Annotated in this window: 23 protein-coding genes and 1 riboswitch; of the genes, 17 read left to right on the top strand and 6 right to left on the bottom strand. The window is 63.0% G+C overall.

Annotation, left to right across the window (positions count from 1 at the left end; genetic code table 11):
* The first annotated feature begins 98 nt into the window (after positions 1 to 98).
* A riboswitch (TPP riboswitch) is annotated at positions 99 to 240 on the top strand.
* The 8 genes from ACWAT4_RS10585 (at position 228) to ACWAT4_RS10550 (ending at position 7257) form a co-directional block, all read left to right on the top strand.
* A complete protein-coding gene (locus tag ACWAT4_RS10585; RefSeq protein WP_212447508.1) occupies positions 228 to 1247 on the top strand; it encodes an FAD-dependent oxidoreductase in 1020 nt (339 codons plus the stop codon). (Overlaps the previous riboswitch by 13 nt.)
* On the top strand, positions 1238 to 1435 hold the full coding sequence (gene thiS / locus ACWAT4_RS10580; RefSeq protein ID WP_212298959.1) for a sulfur carrier protein ThiS: 198 nt from the start codon (positions 1238 to 1240) through the stop codon (positions 1433 to 1435). The genes ACWAT4_RS10585 and thiS overlap by 10 nt, the downstream gene beginning before the upstream one ends.
* 172 nt (positions 1436 to 1607) lie before the next feature.
* Positions 1608 to 2390 carry a thiazole synthase gene (locus ACWAT4_RS10575; protein ID WP_449730501.1) on the top strand — a complete coding sequence of 261 codons (783 nt, stop codon included), beginning with the start codon at positions 1608 to 1610 and terminating at the stop codon, positions 2388 to 2390.
* Positions 2377 to 3000, top strand: coding sequence for a thiamine phosphate synthase (locus tag ACWAT4_RS10570; RefSeq protein ID WP_449730500.1), 624 nt, complete (start codon positions 2377 to 2379; stop codon positions 2998 to 3000). The genes ACWAT4_RS10575 and ACWAT4_RS10570 overlap by 14 nt, the downstream gene beginning before the upstream one ends.
* A gap of 140 nt (positions 3001 to 3140) precedes the next feature.
* The gene (gene thiC, locus ACWAT4_RS10565; RefSeq protein WP_449730499.1) at positions 3141 to 5039 is read left to right on the top strand and encodes a phosphomethylpyrimidine synthase ThiC; all 1899 of its coding nucleotides are present in this window, start codon (positions 3141 to 3143) and stop codon (positions 5037 to 5039) included.
* A 21-nt stretch (positions 5040 to 5060) separates the two neighbouring features.
* Positions 5061 to 5561, top strand: a complete 501-nt coding sequence (locus ACWAT4_RS10560; protein WP_449730498.1) for a DUF4365 domain-containing protein — start codon at positions 5061 to 5063, stop codon at positions 5559 to 5561.
* On the top strand, positions 5558 to 6703 hold the full coding sequence (locus tag ACWAT4_RS10555) for a hypothetical protein (protein ID WP_449730497.1): 1146 nt from the start codon (positions 5558 to 5560) through the stop codon (positions 6701 to 6703). The genes ACWAT4_RS10560 and ACWAT4_RS10555 overlap by 4 nt, the downstream gene beginning before the upstream one ends.
* Positions 6704 to 6711: 8 nt before the next feature.
* Positions 6712 to 7257 carry a mismatch-specific DNA-glycosylase gene (locus tag ACWAT4_RS10550; protein ID WP_449730496.1) on the top strand — a complete coding sequence of 182 codons (546 nt, stop codon included), beginning with the start codon at positions 6712 to 6714 and terminating at the stop codon, positions 7255 to 7257.
* 173 nt (positions 7258 to 7430) lie between these two features.
* Here ACWAT4_RS10550 and ACWAT4_RS10545 read toward each other — a convergent pair whose 3' ends face one another.
* The 3 genes from ACWAT4_RS10545 to ACWAT4_RS10535 all read right to left on the bottom strand — a co-directional run bounded on the left by ACWAT4_RS10545 (position 7431) and on the right by ACWAT4_RS10535 (position 9045).
* Positions 7431 to 7976: an HD domain-containing protein gene (locus ACWAT4_RS10545; protein WP_449730495.1), complete on the bottom strand. Its 546-nt coding sequence runs from the start codon at positions 7974 to 7976 to the stop codon at positions 7431 to 7433.
* 11 nt (positions 7977 to 7987) lie between these two features.
* Complete coding sequence (locus tag ACWAT4_RS10540) at positions 7988 to 8212, bottom strand: DUF6429 family protein (protein ID WP_212298966.1); 225 nt, start codon at positions 8210 to 8212, stop codon at positions 7988 to 7990.
* A gap of 104 nt (positions 8213 to 8316) precedes the next feature.
* The gene (locus ACWAT4_RS10535) at positions 8317 to 9045 is read right to left on the bottom strand and encodes an SDR family oxidoreductase (RefSeq protein ID WP_449730494.1); all 729 of its coding nucleotides are present in this window, start codon (positions 9043 to 9045) and stop codon (positions 8317 to 8319) included.
* A 420-nt stretch (positions 9046 to 9465) separates the two neighbouring features.
* Between ACWAT4_RS10535 and ACWAT4_RS10530 the strand changes: the two genes are divergently transcribed.
* The 3 genes from ACWAT4_RS10530 (at position 9466) to ACWAT4_RS10520 (ending at position 11865) form a co-directional block, all read left to right on the top strand.
* Positions 9466 to 9861, top strand: coding sequence for a hypothetical protein (locus ACWAT4_RS10530; protein WP_212298968.1), 396 nt, complete (start codon positions 9466 to 9468; stop codon positions 9859 to 9861).
* An 11-nt stretch (positions 9862 to 9872) separates the two neighbouring features.
* Positions 9873 to 10565 carry a glutathione S-transferase family protein gene (locus tag ACWAT4_RS10525; RefSeq protein ID WP_449730493.1) on the top strand — a complete coding sequence of 231 codons (693 nt, stop codon included), beginning with the start codon at positions 9873 to 9875 and terminating at the stop codon, positions 10563 to 10565.
* Between the two features lie 331 nt (positions 10566 to 10896).
* The gene (locus ACWAT4_RS10520) at positions 10897 to 11865 is read left to right on the top strand and encodes an IS110 family RNA-guided transposase (RefSeq protein ID WP_212303881.1); all 969 of its coding nucleotides are present in this window, start codon (positions 10897 to 10899) and stop codon (positions 11863 to 11865) included.
* A 228-nt stretch (positions 11866 to 12093) separates the two neighbouring features.
* Here ACWAT4_RS10520 and ACWAT4_RS10515 read toward each other — a convergent pair whose 3' ends face one another.
* Positions 12094 to 12528 carry a hypothetical protein gene (locus tag ACWAT4_RS10515; protein ID WP_212427033.1) on the bottom strand — a complete coding sequence of 145 codons (435 nt, stop codon included), beginning with the start codon at positions 12526 to 12528 and terminating at the stop codon, positions 12094 to 12096.
* 316 nt (positions 12529 to 12844) lie between these two features.
* On the opposite strand from ACWAT4_RS10515, the gene ACWAT4_RS10510 reads away from it, so the two are divergent.
* The 4 genes from ACWAT4_RS10510 (at position 12845) to ACWAT4_RS10495 (ending at position 14865) form a co-directional block, all read left to right on the top strand.
* A complete protein-coding gene (locus ACWAT4_RS10510) occupies positions 12845 to 13228 on the top strand; it encodes a RidA family protein (RefSeq protein WP_212298971.1) in 384 nt (127 codons plus the stop codon).
* 143 nt (positions 13229 to 13371) lie between these two features.
* Positions 13372 to 13632, top strand: coding sequence for a hypothetical protein (locus ACWAT4_RS10505; RefSeq protein WP_212298972.1), 261 nt, complete (start codon positions 13372 to 13374; stop codon positions 13630 to 13632).
* A gap of 252 nt (positions 13633 to 13884) precedes the next feature.
* A complete protein-coding gene (locus tag ACWAT4_RS10500; RefSeq protein ID WP_449730492.1) occupies positions 13885 to 14136 on the top strand; it encodes a hypothetical protein in 252 nt (83 codons plus the stop codon).
* A gap of 90 nt (positions 14137 to 14226) precedes the next feature.
* A complete protein-coding gene (locus ACWAT4_RS10495) occupies positions 14227 to 14865 on the top strand; it encodes a hypothetical protein (RefSeq protein ID WP_449730491.1) in 639 nt (212 codons plus the stop codon).
* A gap of 6 nt (positions 14866 to 14871) precedes the next feature.
* On the opposite strand, the gene ACWAT4_RS10490 is transcribed toward ACWAT4_RS10495, so the two are convergent.
* Complete coding sequence (locus ACWAT4_RS10490) at positions 14872 to 15357, bottom strand: J domain-containing protein (RefSeq protein ID WP_212446736.1); 486 nt, start codon at positions 15355 to 15357, stop codon at positions 14872 to 14874.
* A 111-nt stretch (positions 15358 to 15468) separates the two neighbouring features.
* Here ACWAT4_RS10490 and ACWAT4_RS10485 point away from each other — a divergent pair, with 111 nt between their 5' ends.
* Positions 15469 to 16236, top strand: a complete 768-nt coding sequence (locus tag ACWAT4_RS10485) for an SDR family NAD(P)-dependent oxidoreductase (RefSeq protein WP_212446735.1) — start codon at positions 15469 to 15471, stop codon at positions 16234 to 16236.
* Positions 16237 to 16433: 197 nt separating this feature from the next.
* On the top strand, positions 16434 to 16682 hold the full coding sequence (locus tag ACWAT4_RS10480; protein ID WP_200512381.1) for a helix-turn-helix domain-containing protein: 249 nt from the start codon (positions 16434 to 16436) through the stop codon (positions 16680 to 16682).
* 15 nt (positions 16683 to 16697) lie between these two features.
* Here the strand turns inward: ACWAT4_RS10480 and ACWAT4_RS10475 are convergent, their stop codons facing one another.
* Complete coding sequence (locus tag ACWAT4_RS10475; protein ID WP_212427037.1) at positions 16698 to 16955, bottom strand: hypothetical protein; 258 nt, start codon at positions 16953 to 16955, stop codon at positions 16698 to 16700.
* Positions 16956 to 17091 lie beyond the last annotated feature (136 nt).

Raw genomic sequence — 17091 nt, 5'->3', positions numbered from 1 at the left:
CGGAATCTCGAGATTCCGGGTCTGGTGCTTCGCACCATCCCGGAATGACTGGTCTGTGGCTAACGCGTTGACCACCCCGCCCCACTAGCCTACATTAGAGCCGTTCCGAGGGGTGCTCCGAGGAGGAGCTGAGATACCGCTAAATGGGCTATACGGCCAACACCGGCTGCCCAGGACCGCGGTGACCCTTTGAACCTGATCCGGGTCATGCCGGCGAAGGGACAGGGATGTTGCAGACGACCAAACGACCGGATTCACCGGTATCCATCATCGGAGCAGGCATTGCGGGGGCTTGGCAGGCGCTGTTGTTCGCGCAGGCCGGCCATGCGGTGACGTTACACGAGCGCGGTGACGCCACCATGACCGATGCCACCAGCCATTGGGCCGGCGGCATGCTCGCGCCCTATTGCGAGGCCGAGGTCGCCGAACCCATCATCTCCAGGCTTGGCCAGCGCTCCCTCGACATCTGGCGGCGCGAATTGCCGGATACGCCCTTCAACGGCTCGCTCGTCGTGGCGCACCCGCGCGAGCGCAACGATTTCGAGCGCTTTGCGCGCATGACCGAAGAGCACCGCCGGCTCGATGCCGCCGGCCTTGCCGAGCTCGAGCCGTCGCTGGAAGGCCGCTTCCGCGATGCGCTGTTCTTCCCGAACGAGGGCCATGTCGAGCCGCGCCGCGTGCTGCCGAAGCTGCACGAGCGCATCAAAGCTGCCGGCGGCACCATCAAGTTCGACAGCGACGTCACCGCCCAGGACCTGCAAGGCCAGGGCGGCATCGTGATCGACTGCCGCGGCCTAGGTGCGCGCGACGAGCAGCCGGAGCTGCGCGGCGTCAAGGGCGAGATGATCCTGATCGAGACCGACGAGGTGCAGCTGGCGCGCCCGGTGCGGCTGATCCATCCGCGCTGGCCGCTCTACGTGATCCCGCGCGAGGACAATCTGTTCATGCTGGGCGCGACCTCGATCGAGGCCGAGGACACCGGCGTTTCCGTCCGCTCCGCACTGGAGCTGCTCGGCGCGGCCTATGCGGTGCATCCGGCCTTCGGCGAGGCCCGCATCGTCGAGTTCGGCTCGGGCCTTCGCCCGGCTTTTCCGGACAATCTGCCGCGCATCGGGGTGCGCGGCGGCCAGATCAGCGTCAACGGGCTCTACCGCCACGGCTTCCTGATCGCGCCCGCGCTGGCCGAGCTGACGCTCAATTATGTCGAGCGCGGCCAGATCGACAATGAGGTGATGCAATGCTTGTGACCGTCAACGGCGAGCAACGCGAAATCAATTCGGCCAGCGTCGACGCGCTGCTCTCAGAGCTCGACTACGAGGGCACGCATTTCGCGATCGCGCTCAATTACGACGTGGTGCCGAAGAGCCGCTGGGCCGAGACCCACCTCAAGGCCGGCGACGAGATCGAGATCATCACGCCGCGGCAGGGAGGGTGAGATGATGGTGGCGCAGACCCTTTCCACCTGTCGTCCCGGCGAAGGCCGGGACCCATACCGCGTGATCTCGCTTGGGCCACTCGGGGAGAGACCAACTGTCCCAACCAAATCCTGTGGTTATGGGTCCCGGCCTTCGCCGGGACGACAGTGAGATTGAGGAGACACCTCCAACATGGTGACCTTCTACGGCAAAACCTTCGCCTCCCGCCTGCTGATCGGCAGCGCGCTCTATCCCTCGCCTGCGATCATGCAGGCGGCGATCCGCGCCGCCGGCTCGAACATCGTCACGGTGTCGCTACGGCGCGAATCCGCCGGCGGCAAGACCGGGGATGCGTTCTGGAAGCTGATCCGCGAGCTCGACGTCGCCGTGCTGCCGAACACGGCCGGCTGCCGCAGCGTGCGCGAGGCCGTGACCACGGCAAAGCTGGCACGCGAATTGTTCGGCACGTCCTGGATCAAGCTCGAGGTCATCGCCGACAACGACACGCTGCAGCCCGATGTCGTCGGCCTCGTCGAAGCCGCCACCATCCTGATCAAGGACGGTTTTGAGGTGTTTCCCTATTGCACCGAGGATCTCTCGGTCGCCAACCGCCTGGTCGATGCCGGCTGCAAGGTGGTGATGCCGTGGGCCGCGCCGATCGGCAGCGCCAAGGGCATCATCAACCGCGACGCGCTGAAGCTCTTGCGCGAGCGCCTGCCCGACATCACGCTGGTGGTCGACGCCGGCATCGGCGCGCCCTCGCATGCCGCCGAGGCGCTCGAGCTCGGCTATGACGCCGTGCTGCTCAACACCGCGATCGCCAAGGCCGCCGATCCCGTCGCCATGGCCAACGCCTTCCGCCTCGGCTGTGAAGCCGGCCGCACCGCCTTTGAAGCCGGGCTGATGAACGCCCGCGATTTCGCCTCCCCCTCCACCCCTGTCGTTGGGACCCCGTTCTGGCATGCCGTATCCTGATCGCAACGCGTATCCTGATCGTTTCTATCCCGTCGTCGACAGCCTCCAATGGGTCGAACGCCTGACAAAACTCGGCGTCGGCACCATCCAGCTGCGCACGAAAGAGCTGAACGACGCCGACGCGCTCCAGATCGTCACCGATGCGCTGGAGATCACCAAGGGCACGCAAGCCAAGCTGGTCGTGAACGACTATTGGCGCGCGGCGATCGTCGCCGGCGCAAAATATCTGCATCTCGGCCAGGAGGATCTCGCCGACGCCGATCTCAAGGCGATCCGCGAGGCCGGCATGTCGCTCGGAATCTCCACGCATGACGACGACGAGCTTGCGACCGCGCTCGCCGCACAACCCGATTACGTCGCGCTGGGCCCGATCTTCTTCACCACGCTCAAATCGATGCGCTTCGAGCCGCAGGGCGTTCCAAAGATCACGGAATGGAAGAAGCGCATCGGCGACATTCCGCTGGTCGCGATCGGCGGCATCAAGTTCGAGCACGCCGCGGAGATCTTTGCGGCAGGCGCGGATTCCATCGCGGTGGTCAGCGACGTCACCCAGAACGCCGACCCCGACGCGCGGGTGCGGCAGTGGCTCGGCCAGAAGGAGCCGGCGTGATGCACTCCACTCTCTCCACCCGTCACTGCGAGGAGCACTTGCGACGAAGCAATCCAGCTTCGCTGCGCTCGCGATGACGGAGCAAGAACTCACCAGCGTCGCCCAGACGCACGCACACCAGAATTAAACCGGAGGATCCCATGAACATCCGCTCCAACCCCGACAAGACCATCCCCGCCGTCACCACCGGCCCGCTGCCCTCCTCGCGAAAGATCTTCGCCTCGCCTGACGCCGCGCCGGACATCCGCGTGCCGCTGCGCGAGATCATCCTGTCCGAGGGCGCCGGCGAGCCGAACCTGCCGGTCTACGACACCTCGGGCCCCTACACCGACCCGTCCGTAACCATCGACGTCAACGCCGGCCTCGCGCGCGGCCGCAAGCAATGGGTGCTGGAGCGTGGTGGCGTCGAGGAATATCAGGGCCGGCAGATCAAGCCGGAGGACAATGGCAGCGTCTCCACCGACAACGCCGCGCGCGCCTTCTCGGCCTATCACAAGCCGCTGCGCGGCCTCGACGGCCACAAGATCACCCAGCTCGAATTCGCCCGCGCCGGCATCATCACCAAGGAGATGATCTACGTCGCCGCCCGCGAGAATCTCGGCCGCAAGCAGCAGCTCGAGCGCGCGGAAGCAGCCCTTGCCGACGGCGAGAGCTTCGGCGCCGCAGTGCCCGCCTTCATCACGCCGGAATTCGTGCGTGACGAGATCGCGCGCGGCCGCGCCATCATCCCCTCCAACATCAATCACAGCGAACTCGAGCCGATGATCATCGGCCGCAACTTCCTGACCAAGATCAACGCCAATATCGGCAACTCGGCGGTGACGTCGTCGGTCGAGGAAGAGGTCGAGAAGATGGTGTGGGCGATCCGCTGGGGCGCCGACACCGTGATGGATCTCTCCACCGGCCGCAACATCCACACCACCCGTGAGTGGATCCTGCGCAACGCGCCGGTGCCGATCGGCACGGTGCCGATCTACCAGGCGCTGGAGAAGTGCAACGGCGACCCGGTGAAGCTCACCTGGGAGCTCTACAAGGACACGCTGATCGAGCAGTGCGAGCAGGGCGTCGACTATTTCACCATCCACGCCGGCGTGCGCCTGCAATACATCCACCTCACCGCCAGCCGCGTCACCGGCATCGTCTCGCGCGGCGGCTCGATCATGGCGAAGTGGTGCCTGGCGCATCACAAGGAAAGCTTCCTCTACACCCATTTCGACGAGATCTGCGACCTCATGCGCAAGTATGACGTCTCGTTCTCGCTCGGCGACGGCCTACGTCCGGGCTCGATCGCCGACGCCAACGACCGCGCGCAATTTGCCGAACTCGAAACGCTCGGCGAATTGACAAAAGTCGCGTGGGACAAGGGCTGCCAGGTCATGATCGAAGGCCCCGGCCACGTGCCGATGCACAAGATCAAGATCAACATGGACAAGCAGCTCAAGGAGTGCGGCGAGGCGCCGTTCTACACGCTTGGACCGCTGACCACCGACATCGCGCCAGGCTATGACCACATCACGTCAGGCATTGGTGCGGCCATGATCGGCTGGTTCGGCTGCGCCATGCTCTGCTACGTCACGCCGAAGGAGCATCTTGGGCTACCTGACCGCAACGACGTCAAGACCGGCGTCATCACCTACAAGATCGCAGCTCACGCCAGCGATCTCGCCAAGGGCCACCCGGCCGCCCAGCTCCGCGACGACGCGCTGTCCCGCGCCCGTTTCGACTTCCGCTGGAGCGACCAGTTCAACCTCGGCCTCGATCCCGACACGGCGAAGAACTTCCACGACGAGACCCTGCCGAAGGAAGCCCACAAGGTCGCGCATTTCTGCTCGATGTGCGGCCCAAAGTTCTGCTCGATGAAGATCACCCAGGACGTGCGGGATTACGCCGCGACCCTGAACGATCCGAACTCGGTGGGGATGTCGATGAGCGGCACGGTCGAAGACGGGATGGCGAAGATGAGCGCGAAGTTCAAGGAGATGGGCTCAAGCGTTTATCTGGATGCGGAGAAGGTGAAGGAGAGTAACAAGGTGTTGTGAGGGGCCCGGCATCATTGCGCCATGACCGATAGCTTACTTTCGAGTCAGGACCGCCAGGAGGCGCTATCGCGTGCTTACGCGCACGCGATAGCTGCCGCTGCCGGGTATACCACCTATGCTCCGGATCTCGATCGAGACAGCGTCGATTTAGGCTTTAGTGCCGGTGGCGCAATGAGACCAAATCTTCACGCCCAGCTAAAGGCCACGATTAGCCTCAGTAAGGCGGGCAATGTCTTTAAGTTTGTGGTAAAGAAGAAAAACTACGATGATTTGCGCGCAGTAACCCAGGTTCCTAGGCTGCTGATTGTACTAGGAATGCCTAGGAAGGAGCAGAACTGGCTGAACGTATCTCCTGCGCGTTTGCTGTTAAGACGTTGCGCTCATTGGGTATCGTTGAGGGGACTGCCGGACCTCCCCGCTGACCAAGCCACAAAGACAGTCGAAATCCCCACAACAAACGTCTTCGACGTCGATGCGCTAAAGATGCTAATGGAAAAAGCTCGCACAGGAACTCCGCTATGAAGGCCCGCATCCTCGACAAAGATGCGTTGCAGGCCATCACGCCCGCCGCACTTCGAGCCTACGTTGTCTACGAAGGTTGGCAAAGATTCGAATCGTTCGGCCAATACAGCGAGGTCTATGTAAATCCGCGCCTACCTCAAACAGGCGAACTCCTAATTCCAATTTCTAGAGAGATAGCAGACTACGGCTCGTCCATTGGCGATGCCCTGACATTCCTTTCAAAAGCTGAGCAGCGCGACGAACTCGCTATCTTCTCTGATATAGTCCGCGCGGATCGAGATGTTGTGCGCATTCGTGCGCCGGAAGCCGACGATGACGGCTCGATTAACGTCGATTCTGGCGCAGAGATCGTGCAGCATTCTCGGGACCTCTTGGCTTCGGCTGCTTGCGCGGCCTTCGATCCCAGAAGAGCCTACCATCTGGGAAAAGTCCAACAGGCCCAGGAGTACATGCGTCGAGTCCGACTTGGGCAGACTGAGCACGGCAGCTTCGTTATCACCCTACTCGCACCTATGCCCCCAAGCCTTTCTCTTTCTAGCCAAACTTCACTATGGCCAAATATGGATGATGAGCCATATGAGAGGAAGGTAACGAGATTTCTTTCGCAAGGACTTCATTCGGCCCGAAGAGCCATCCTCGAAAGCAATCGCGGAGATGGGCTCGAAGCATTTTCGAGCGCTGTCGCGTTAGGTGTTAGTGCAAACTTATGTGAGGCAATTGCTTCCATCGTCGAACAAGCTGACGGCGCCGACTTCTCTATTACTTGGGCCAAAACCCGACCCGGGCCGAAGCCGCGCGATAGCGTTGTATTTCGTCGAGCCGACGGGGAGATTTTAAAGGAAGCAGCACGTCAGTTTCGGATTCGAGAGCCTCGCCATGACGAGCGCCTAATTGGCTACGTAACACACCTTCATCGTGAGGAAGACGAGTTTGTAGGACGCGTAACCATCAAAGCGATCATTGATGGAAGAGCACGGTCTCTCGCGACCCAACTATCGAAGCTGGACTATGATGTTGCTGTGCTAGCTCACCAAAAGCAGCTGCCAATCACGGTATTGGGAGATATCGAGATGGAAGGACAGCGTTGGAGGCTTTCAGAATCTAGAGATATCCGGATTCTTGATGACGAAGAAACTTCCTAGCTTGTTGGATGGCTGACGGCAGCAAGACAATCACGAACTGTGATCACCGCCTCCCTGACCAGCTCCGCGACAACCTCCGCCTCGTCTTCGTCGGCACCGCGGCCTCGACGCGCTCAGCCGAGCTCGGGCACTACTACGCCCATCCCGGAAACCGCTTCTGGCGCGCGATCCATGAGGCCGGGATCACGCCGCGGCGCTATCAGCCGGGCGAGTTTGCGGCGCTGATCGCGCTCGGGATCGGCTTCACCGATCTCTCCAAGTCGGGCGCGGGGATGGATCACCAGATCGCGGCTGAGACGATCGACGTGCCGGGCTTCAGGACGAAGATCGAAAAATACCGGCCGCGGACGATTGCGTTCACGAGCAAGAAGGCGGCGAGCTTGTTTTATGGCAGGCCGTCAGCTGCGATTGCGCTCGGGCGGCAACCGCGCGATGCGAGTCTGCCGGAGATCTTCGTGCTGCCGTCGCCGTCTGGGGCGGCGTCCGGGCATTGGACACTGGAGCCGTGGCGGGAACTGGCGGCTTGGATTGCTGATTTGGTGGACAAACGATAGCGCCCCGCACTTGTGCGTCGTCCCGGCGAAAGCCGGGACCCATCACCACAGGCAGCGGTTTGGCGAAAATTCGTCGTTCGGTACATCTACCGTCCGCAACCGATAGATCACGCGGTATGGGTCCTGGCCTTCGCCAGAACGACAGCAGGGACTTGGCAAATTCCTTCCCCGCCTCAGCCCAGCGTCTCCAACTCCCGCGCGAGATTGGCGCGCGCCTGCCGATCATACACCGCGGCGAAGTCCGGATCGGGAAAGATCACCGGGCGGGCGGCGAAACGGCGAAGCACCCGGGCGCGGCCGATGCGAAAATCGCTGTCGCTGACATGGATGAATTCCTGGCGAATCGCAGCGGCATAGGCGTCGTAACGTGCGGGCTGGGCGCCGAGAATGCTGAGGTCGATCGAAATCAGGATCGCCCCGAGGCGATCGCCGGGTTCAACATCGTGCGTTTTCGTCAGGCGGATCAGGCGGCCGACGTCCTGGCGAAGCTCGGCGCGAACGTGCTGCTCAGCGAGCTCCGCGCTGCGCTCCTCATTGTCCCGCCGGGTCGGATCGTACACGACGTCGTGCCACCAGATCGCCTCCGTCAGTGTCTCCCGCTCGTGGGGCGAAAGTCCGCCGACACGCGCGAGCGCAGCGAGGCAGTCCTCGATATGCGCGGAATTGTGATAGTGTCGGCCAGGTGCCGCATAGGCGGCGGCCAATTCCTCGCGGTTCATCGCAAGGCCCTTTATTCCTCGAACAGCTCTTTGAACAATGCTTTCGCTCGTTCGAGGCCTTCGTCCGTGAACACGACCGACTTCACCTTGCCGACGGGGTCGAGGATCATCCCCTTGTCATGCAGGCGGCCGAGCACGTCCCAATCAAGGCCTTTCCACGCACGATAGCCATCGTGCAGGGTCAAATAAAGCAACGCCAACGCGGCATCGTCGATCTTGTCTTCGTTGATGGCCATCGTGACCCCACGCAGCGCAATGTTGAGCTATCCTATTCGACCCTAGCCAATCTGCAATGGCCTCGCATACGTCATGCGATCTATTGAACAAAATCAGAGCATGGCTAGAGATCGAAATTCGTCGGCATCATCACCACGTCGCGGATGGTCATGCCGCGCGGCCGTGTCAGCATGAACATCACCACACTAGCCACTTCGCTCGCCTCCAGAAGGCTGCCCGAATCCCTTGCTTCCTGCAGCTTCTCAGCCGGCCAGTCCGCGAGCAGCGCGGTGACGACCGGGCCGGGCGAGATCGAGCCGACGCGGATGCCGTGCTTGAAGACCTGGCGCCGCACGGTCTGGACAAAGCAGTTGATCGCCCATTTGGACGACGCATAGACCGGCTCCCATGGCGTCGGAAAATGCGCCGCCAGCGAGCTGGTGACGATGATATCGCCGGTCCGCCGCGCGATCATGTGCGGCAGCACGTCGTGCACGTTCTTCATCACGACGTTGACATTCAGGTTCAGCATCCGGTCGATCGCCGTGGTGTCGGCATCCACCAGATCGCCACCGACATAGGTGCCGGCATTCGCATGCAGGATGTCGAGCTGGCCTGCCTTCTCCAGAATGCGCGGCAGCAGCGTGGCGCAGTCTTTGGGATCCAGCAGGTCGACGACCAGCGGGATCAATGCGTCGCCATGCTTGTTGCGGAGCGCATTCAGCGCCGCCGCGTCGCGGTCGACCATCACCACGCGCGCGCCCGCAGCCAGCATCGCCTCACTGCTCGCGAGCCCGATGCCCGACGCGGCCCCGGTCACGGCCGCAACCTTGCCTTCCAATTCGCTTGCCATGAGATCACCATTCAGCTGAAGTCGGCAGTATAGCGATGCAAGACGGATTGAAGAAGCGGGTCGCTGTGAAGCTTTGGATTGCCGATCGCGCGTCAAACACCGCCGTCGTCCCGGCGAAGGCCGGGACCCATAACCACAGGCCGAGGTTTGGCGAAGGCTCGCCGTTCGGTACTTCTACCGTCCACAACCGATGGACTCCGCGGTATGGGTCCCGGCCTCCGCCGGGACGACACCGTGAGTGCCCACCCTACGGCACCGTCATCCCCCATACGCATCGTCCTCCACCGGACGATTGATCTCGCGCATCCTCCGATCGATCGACGTCGCGAGCGGACTATTGCAAGGGCGTGACCAGGGCGATACGACTTTGAGTGGAAGAACCGGGATCAACCGGCAAAATCATTCAGAGGAAGCCGCCGCATGAGCGACGATCTCTCCGGTGTCTGGGACGGCACTTACATCCAGCCTGGCACGGGAATGGTCACGTTCACGGCGACGCTGATCGAGGCTGGCGGCGCGCTCGGAGGCCACGTCACCGAGCCCTGCTCGAACCCGCGCTGCCCGGTGCGCACCCACAGCGCCTCGATATCAGGCCATCGCGCCGGCAGCGTCGTCTCCTTCGTCAAGCGCTACGAGCCGCCGGGCTATGGCTTCGACATCGTCCAGTACGACGGCATCATGAATGGCGAGGCGACCGAGATCGACGGGCGCTGGCGACTGCCGGGCACATCCGGATCGTTCCTGATGATCCGCTCCGGCAAGCGCGCACAAGCGAGCACGACGGACAAACGGGCGGACGTACCGGCCCGGGAGTAAAGGAGGCGACCATGCTGACCCTCTATTCCTATCCAGAACTGTTCGGCGTCGCCGACAACAACGGCTATGGGCTCAAGGTCTACGCCTTCCTGAAGCTCGCCGGCGTCCCGTTCGTGCATGAACACGTGTTCGATGCCTCCGCCGCGCCGCGCGGGCAGCTGCCTTACGTCGTCGACGACGGCGAGACCATCGGCGACAGCGAGACCATCATTGCGCATGCGATCGCAAAATATCACCTCACCATCGATGCCGCGCTGTCGCCTGCGCAGCGCCGGACGCATCATCTCGTCACGCGCATGCTGGACGATCTCTACTGGGTGATGTCGTATTCGCGCTGGAAGGACGAGCGCTACTACCCTGCGTTTCGCGACGGCTTCATCGCCCAGCATCCGCGGATCGACGCAGCAGGCTTCGAGAAGGCGAAGACCTACAATGCGCAGCGCTATCACTACCAGGGCATCGGCCGCTACTCGCCGGAGCAGGCCTACGCGCGAGGGCTGACTGACTTGCAGGTGCTGGCCGAGATCGTACCCATGAACGGCTTTGTGGATGGCGCGGCGCCGACCAGCTGCGATGCCGGCATCTACGGCTTCATCGCCAATATCTATTATTTTCCGATCCCGACGCCGCTGAAAGCGTTCGTCGACGCGCAGAAGAACCTCGTCGCGCATTGCGAGCGGGTGCATGCGATTGTGAGCGGGTAATCCGCCGCTGCGTAGGGTGGGTTAGCCCGCGGCTACGCGAAGCGTAGTCCGAAGGCGTAACCCACCTCTTTGGTCTCCGCAGTGACAGACGTGGTGGGTTACGCTTCGCTGACCCACCCTTGTATTAGCCCGATCGCTTATATTGAGGGCCGTTCCGTGAGGAATGGCCCAGCCCGGGAGGCCGCCCGAACTGGGCCGCCGTTCGATCGGATCGGTACCCACCGAAGCCTTGAGGGCTGTCTGACGTAGCGAGATCGCGATCGGCACTTCATCGGGACCCGAATGGTTGAACGAACTTAAGGTTCGCATCACAAGGGAGGGATCGACGAAGATGGCCAAGTCTACCACGATCTGTGCCGGGATCGATACCGGCAAACGGAAGCTTGATGTGGCGATCGAGGGTTGCCGCGAGCCGTTGCAAGTGAAGAACACGTCGGAAGGTCACGCGGCTTTGTTGGCGTGGCTGCGACAGCATCGCGTCAAACGCATCGGCATCGAGGCGAGTGGCGGTTACGAACAGCCTGTCGTCGCCGAACTGCGGCGCAAGCGGTTTGTGGTTGTGGTGTTTCAGCCGGCTCAGGTCCGGGCCTATGGCAAATTCCACTTGCAGCGTGCCAAGAACGATAGGATCGATGCCGCTCTTATTGCCGCCTGCACCGCAGCGGTGCGCAAGATCCATGCTGCGCCCGATCCGCGGTTACTGCGGTTCGCCGAGCAGCTGACCATGATCGATCAGATCGGCGAGGATATCGCGCGCCTCAAGAACAGGATCGAAAGCTGCCGCAATGTGACGATTAACAAGATCTGGCACGAGGATATCGCTCGCCTGGAGCAACGCGAGAAGGCCGCACTCAAGGCCCTGGTCACCTCGATCCGCAAGCACCCTGATCTTGCCAAGCGGCTCGCGCTGATCAACAGCGTCGACGGCATCGGGCTGCCGACTGCCGTTGCCATCCTGGTGCGTCTGCCTGAGATCGGCCGGATCACGCGGGAGCAAGCCGTCGCTCTCGCCGGCCTTGCGCCCTATGACGACGACAGCGGCGACCAGGTCGGAGTGCGGCATATCGAGGGCGGACGAAAGCGGCTGCGTCGCGCCCTTTATACCGCCTCACTGGCTGCATCGTTTCGATGGAACCCGCAGCTCATCCAGCTCTACCAACGCCTGACCGCAGCCGGAAAGGAGCACAAGCGCGCGCTCGTTGCCTGCGCCAGGAAGATGCTCATCTTCGCCAACACAGTGGTGGCTCGCGGCACGCCATGGTGCGGCGAACCGCCGGTGAGATCATTCCCTGTTTCTTAGTTCGACCGGGACGTGTTTCTTCGTCCCGACCTACGGTCCCTCACGACGCCGCGCGCAGCGTCCGTCAAGGATGGCCGTCGCTCGCCCGCACCTCACCTGATCTGCCGCCAGGCCACGCCTTGACGGATGCGAGCACGGCGTCATCATGGCAGGCGCCGACGATCCGAAAGGCAAAACACAGCCGCCATTTAATGGTTGCTACGGCACCGTGTCCTACGGCACCGCGCCTTACCGCATGGTGATCGCAAGCCCGCTCAGATCCGCATTCGCCATCAGGCCGGTCTGGTAGCCCGACAGCTCCAGCACCGCGCCCTTCTGGTTGGTCAGCACGATGGCGCGGGCGCCGCGGCCGACGGCGAGGCCGGCACCGGCCGCGCCATAGACGCCGGCGACGTCGGAGGGACGGTTGATGTTGGAGACGCGGCCGCGCAGCACGGTCTTGGAGCCGCCGAAGACCAGGCCGTAATCGAGCCCGCCGGTCGAGAGCGCATAGGAGCGGCCGTGGAAGTTCAGCACGCCCGAGCCGCCCGAACCGCCGATGAACCAGCCCGCCTTGTAGATCGTCAGCACCACGGTGCCGCCGTCGGCCTGCGCCGCGGTCGAGAGGCCGGCCAGCGCGGCAATGGCGACGAGCGCGGCACGCAAGGTGGAAGCAATCTTCATGGGGCGTCTCCGGGGCTATTTTCTGGGGAGGAAAACGAATCAGATGCCGCAATCTATCCGATCGATCGCGGCGGCAACATGATGGGGGTGTCGAGGCGCGAGCGGAGCGTGGGTGCTGCACACCCCGCGTTATCCCACCATGCCATCCTGCCCCTGTTTTGCCCGACGGGTCAATACGAATTTCTTAATTACCGAATTTCAATTTCGGCAACGATTTCTACTGTGCATGGGGTTGTTTTCGCGTTTTCTGTTTGGAGCACGCCTCGCACACCGCTACGCTCTTCGCGAACGCCGTCACCATTGCATCGAGGTTCCCATGCCGATCCAGCATTTCGCACCCCCGCCGCACGTCAAGGCGCCGCCGCTGTCCTTCGCGACGCGCGTTGGAGATCTTCTGTTCGTGTCGGGCATTCCCGGCTTCGACGCCAAGGGCGCATTGCCGGACGGTTTCGAAACGCAGTTCGCCAATGTCGTCGTCAACATCAAGCGCGTGCTGGACGAAGCCGGCGCCACCACGCGCGACCTCGTCAAGGTCAATGTGCTCTTGACCCGCACCTCGGACGTTGCCGCGATGAACGCGCTCTATGCCGGCGCGTTCGGTCCGCCGCCTTTTCCGGCACGCACCACCTGCGTGGTGCAGGCGCTGCCCGATCCGAAGATGCTGATCGAGATCGAGGCGGTGGCGTCGCTGGCGAAGTGAGCCGTGTGACTTGCCGGGCACGCGGCCAAACCAAATGTCCGGCTCCGCCTGACATATCCGTGAAACGGCCGCGCCCCGGCTTGCAAAGGGCCTGCTTTTCCCGCACGAATTTTCGCGTCACACGTCCCCAAAGGAGATACTTCATGCGTCGCGTTCTCGCCCTCTGTGCCGTTGCCGGCATCGCCAGTTCCGTCTTCGCCGTGCCGGCCTCGGCGAAGGTCGGCTATTACGTGATCCGCTGGGACAACACCGGCATCTGCCAAGTCTGGAACGAGGACCTGAAGTACAAGCCGTTCCAGTGGGGCGTGTCGACCTACAAGGTCGTCAGCAAGCCGCTGCCGACCTTCACCCAGGCCTCCGAGCTCCAGATCAAGATGCGCGCCGAGCGCCGCTGCACGCTCTGAGCCGGTCGGCTGGTCCAATTCTCGAGGGCGGGTTGCGCGAGCGGCCCGCCCTTTCTCTTTGCGCCAGGCCCATGGCCGGCGCCCGGTTTTCTTGCCGCGAATTTCGCCAATTCGTCCGTGCGCGCTTTGAACCTGATCAGCACACGGAACTACTCACACCTTGTCCGGGGCGCAACGCCAGGACGCGTCCCGCACTCCCCTCCCCGCATTGTCGGGAGGCGCATCACATCTTTCAATTTGAGGAGCTGATCCATGCGTCGTTTTTCCATGCTCTGCGCTGCCGCCGGTCTCGCTGCTGCCGCCTTCGTCGCCGCAAGCCCGGCCGAAGCCAGCTATCATTTGATCCGCTGGCAGGACAGCGGTGTGTGCCAGATCTGGGACGAGAGCATCCCGACCACGCCGTGGCCGGCCGGCTATCATCGCGCCAGCGCGTCGGTGCCGACCTTTCTCGACGCGCTCGCGCTGAAGGATCACGCACTGAAGTCCGGTCACTGCAACTGGTAGGAATTCGATCGGCGGACAACAAGGGCCGGGCAAGGATGCGATGCTAGCATCCTTGCCCGGTCGTTTTTTGAGCCGGATTGGAGCAGGTCGATGCGCACACGGACGATGACGCTGGCGGCTTTCGCCGCTTCGCTCCTGCTTGCCGCAACGGCCAAGGCGCAGGCTCCGCAATCGTTCCGCGTGATCTCGCCGATCTTCGGCCAGCTCGTCAGCTTCGCGATGCCGTCGAATTTCGTCGCCGTGTTCGAGAACACCAAGGGCGGCCACTACATCCGCGAAGCCGTGCTCAAGGGCGAGACGCCCGAACGCTGGACGCAGATGATCACAGTCACCGGCGAGAAGGGCATGACATTGACGCCAGGCGCCTCGCCGCAGATCTTCGCAGGCACCATCGCAGGCGGCTTCAAGACGGCCTGCCCCGACAGCTTTGCGGCCAGGCCTTTGGGCGAGATGAAATTCGGCCGCTTCGATGGCTTCGTCGCGGTGATCGGCTGCGGCCGCATCGACAGCGGCCCGACGCGGCACAGCGAAACAGCGCTGCTGATCACGCTCAAGGGTGCGACCGACTATTACACCATCCAATGGGCCGAGCGCGGCCCCGAGAGCGACGAGCCGCCGGTCAACGACGAACGCTGGGAAGCACGCCTGCGCGACCTGAGCCCGATCGAGCTCTGCCCGATCATGCCGGGCGAAGCCGCGCCCTATCCGAGCTGCGTGAACAAGAGCTGAGTGCCCTCACGCGTCCTTGTGCGCGCCGGGGTGAATGAGAATATCGCGCGCGGAGCTGAGGTCGATGAAAGCCTGCGCGCTGCCGCCCTGATCGGGATGCATGCCCTTGGCAGCGCGGCGATAGGCCTGGTTGATGTCGTCGCAGGTGAGCTGCACCGCGAGCGGCAGGCCCAGCATCTTGCGCGCGCGATCCTCGCTGGAAAGCTTCTTCGGCGCCGCATTGCGGCGGCCGAAGCGCGGCGCCGTCAGATCATGGACGACATCGAGGATCACGCCGACACGGCGCCTCGCCGCCAGCGTGACGCCATGATCGTCATTGTCCGCGGCCTGGCGCAGCATGGGAAGCGCCTGCTCGGCGGCCTGACGCAACATCGTATCGGTGCTCATCCGCACGATCTCGGCCACCAGCCGGCCGGCCTCGGCCCAATCGGCGTGCTCCGCCGACCGCAGGCGCTCGAGAGCGAGTTTCCAGGATTCCAGCCGTTCCATCATGCGCGCAACGTTTAGCAATGAAGATCAGTATGCCAAGGCCGCCGTTTCCGACCCCTTAATTTCGAGTTAGCCTTTCATGAAACTTAGAAACGAATTCGGGAGAAAAATGCCATGGCATTGCTGGCAAACCACATCGCTGTCGTCACCGGCGCAGGCTCCGGCATCGGCCGGGCCATCGCCGCCGGCTACGCCCGCGAAGGCGCCCAAGTGGTGCTGCTCGACGTCAATGCCGACACGGTCGCGGAGGCCGCCGAGGAGATCCGCAAGGCCGGCGGCAGGGCCGAGAGCTTTGCGCTCGACGTGACGAAGCGCAACGACTGCTTTGCGCTGGCCAAGCAGGTCGCCGACGAGGTCGGGCAGGTCTCGATCCTCGTCAACAATGCCGGTATCACCCGCCGCAATGCCTTCACCGCGGAGACCGAAGCGGTGGCGAAGGACTGGAACGACATCATCTCGCTCAATCTCAACGGCGTCTTCAACACGACACAGGCCTTCCTTAGCCCCTTGCGCGCGAGCAAAGGCCGCATCGTCAATATCGCCTCGATCCAGTCCTTCGTGCATCTGCGCACGCCGAGCTCGGCGGCCTATACTACTTCAAAACACGGCGTGCTCGGCTTCACCAAGGCGCTCGCGGTCGAGCTCGGCAAGGAAGGCGTGCGCGTCAACGCGATCGGCCCCGGTTTCATCGAGACCAACATCAACGCCAAGGTGCGCGCCACCAATCCGGCACTCGTCCAGGCCTTCGTCGACCACACCCCGCTCGCGCGCACCGGCAAGCCCGAGGACATCGTCGGCCCCGCGATCTTCCTCGCCTCGGACCTGTCGTCTTACGTCACGGGAACGATCGTGATGGTCGATGGCGGATATCGCACGATGTGAGCGAGATCGGTCCGCATCGCTGTGCATCTCGTGCCAATCACGGCAACGCGGCGGCATTCCCAAGGTCAATTCGTGCGACGGTGCGCAATTAACCTTTCGTTAACCAAACCCGCCCACCGTGGATCTACGGCTTGGGGGTCGTTTGTTCTCGATCCGCTTCCAACGGTGGAAGCGGGCGTTGATCGGGGAGTGTTTTGATGACCACAGTTCATGTCGCGGCGTCCGAGCAGGGCGCGCAATTCCTTGCACCCAACGAGATCGTTCCACTGTTGATCGGCGCAACCGTCGGCGAGGTCGAGCGCGAGCTCGTGCTCCAGACGCTCGCGCGCTGCGACGGCAACCGCACACGCGCCTCGCGCGTGCTCGGCCTGTCGGTGCGCACGCTGCGCAACAAGATCAGGCTCTATGCGGCTTCCGGCATCGAAGTGCCGGCCTATCATGACTAGCGCATGACGGCGTGATCATTCCGCGCGCGGTACCGTGTGGAAGACCATCTGATACAATTTGGCGCCGACGAGCACCGACAGCGTGATGATCGCGACCCAGGCCGCGGTCAGCGCGATCGCGCGCAAGACGAAGGCCGTCAGGATCGCCCATGACGCCTGTGGCTCTTCGGCGTAGCCGACCGGGACGACATCGGGCACGATCAGATGGGCAAGACCGACCGCTGCCGCGAGGATGATCGCCGACAGACAGAAGACTTTCCACGCTGCACGCATCGGTCGCTCCTCGCAAGCATGATGGCCTCGCGTCATCCATGACACGACGCCCCTGGCGCCAATTGATGTTGATCAAGCCCGACGCGAAGCGCGGGTGGAATTGCTGCTGTCGTCAAACGCCGCTAAGTAGCTTGCA

Source organism: Bradyrhizobium sp. T-1, assembly GCF_053592855.1.
This window is presented reverse-complemented; position numbering and strand designations above follow the sequence as displayed.

Excerpts from the sequence above, each read along its gene's own strand:
- ACWAT4_RS10585 (WP_212447508.1), top strand. The coding sequence starts at position 228 with ATGTTGCAGACGACCAAACGACCGGATTCACCGGTATCCATCATCGGA.
- thiS (WP_212298959.1), top strand. The coding sequence starts at position 1,238 with ATGCTTGTGACCGTCAACGGCGAGCAACGCGAAATCAATTCGGCCAGC.
- ACWAT4_RS10575 (WP_449730501.1), top strand. The coding sequence starts at position 1,608 with ATGGTGACCTTCTACGGCAAAACCTTCGCCTCCCGCCTGCTGATCGGC.
- ACWAT4_RS10570 (WP_449730500.1), top strand. The coding sequence starts at position 2,377 with ATGCCGTATCCTGATCGCAACGCGTATCCTGATCGTTTCTATCCCGTC.
- thiC (WP_449730499.1), top strand. The coding sequence starts at position 3,141 with ATGAACATCCGCTCCAACCCCGACAAGACCATCCCCGCCGTCACCACC.
- ACWAT4_RS10560 (WP_449730498.1), top strand. The coding sequence starts at position 5,061 with ATGACCGATAGCTTACTTTCGAGTCAGGACCGCCAGGAGGCGCTATCG.
- ACWAT4_RS10555 (WP_449730497.1), top strand. The coding sequence starts at position 5,558 with ATGAAGGCCCGCATCCTCGACAAAGATGCGTTGCAGGCCATCACGCCC.
- ACWAT4_RS10550 (WP_449730496.1), top strand. The coding sequence starts at position 6,712 with ATGGCTGACGGCAGCAAGACAATCACGAACTGTGATCACCGCCTCCCT.
- ACWAT4_RS10545 (WP_449730495.1), bottom strand. The coding sequence starts at position 7,976 with ATGAACCGCGAGGAATTGGCCGCCGCCTATGCGGCACCTGGCCGACAC.
- ACWAT4_RS10540 (WP_212298966.1), bottom strand. The coding sequence starts at position 8,212 with ATGGCCATCAACGAAGACAAGATCGACGATGCCGCGTTGGCGTTGCTT.
- ACWAT4_RS10535 (WP_449730494.1), bottom strand. The coding sequence starts at position 9,045 with ATGGCAAGCGAATTGGAAGGCAAGGTTGCGGCCGTGACCGGGGCCGCG.
- ACWAT4_RS10530 (WP_212298968.1), top strand. The coding sequence starts at position 9,466 with ATGAGCGACGATCTCTCCGGTGTCTGGGACGGCACTTACATCCAGCCT.
- ACWAT4_RS10525 (WP_449730493.1), top strand. The coding sequence starts at position 9,873 with ATGCTGACCCTCTATTCCTATCCAGAACTGTTCGGCGTCGCCGACAAC.
- ACWAT4_RS10520 (WP_212303881.1), top strand. The coding sequence starts at position 10,897 with ATGGCCAAGTCTACCACGATCTGTGCCGGGATCGATACCGGCAAACGG.
- ACWAT4_RS10515 (WP_212427033.1), bottom strand. The coding sequence starts at position 12,528 with ATGAAGATTGCTTCCACCTTGCGTGCCGCGCTCGTCGCCATTGCCGCG.
- ACWAT4_RS10510 (WP_212298971.1), top strand. The coding sequence starts at position 12,845 with ATGCCGATCCAGCATTTCGCACCCCCGCCGCACGTCAAGGCGCCGCCG.
- ACWAT4_RS10505 (WP_212298972.1), top strand. The coding sequence starts at position 13,372 with ATGCGTCGCGTTCTCGCCCTCTGTGCCGTTGCCGGCATCGCCAGTTCC.
- ACWAT4_RS10500 (WP_449730492.1), top strand. The coding sequence starts at position 13,885 with ATGCGTCGTTTTTCCATGCTCTGCGCTGCCGCCGGTCTCGCTGCTGCC.
- ACWAT4_RS10495 (WP_449730491.1), top strand. The coding sequence starts at position 14,227 with ATGCGCACACGGACGATGACGCTGGCGGCTTTCGCCGCTTCGCTCCTG.
- ACWAT4_RS10490 (WP_212446736.1), bottom strand. The coding sequence starts at position 15,357 with ATGATGGAACGGCTGGAATCCTGGAAACTCGCTCTCGAGCGCCTGCGG.
- ACWAT4_RS10485 (WP_212446735.1), top strand. The coding sequence starts at position 15,469 with ATGGCATTGCTGGCAAACCACATCGCTGTCGTCACCGGCGCAGGCTCC.
- ACWAT4_RS10480 (WP_200512381.1), top strand. The coding sequence starts at position 16,434 with ATGACCACAGTTCATGTCGCGGCGTCCGAGCAGGGCGCGCAATTCCTT.
- ACWAT4_RS10475 (WP_212427037.1), bottom strand. The coding sequence starts at position 16,955 with ATGCGTGCAGCGTGGAAAGTCTTCTGTCTGTCGGCGATCATCCTCGCG.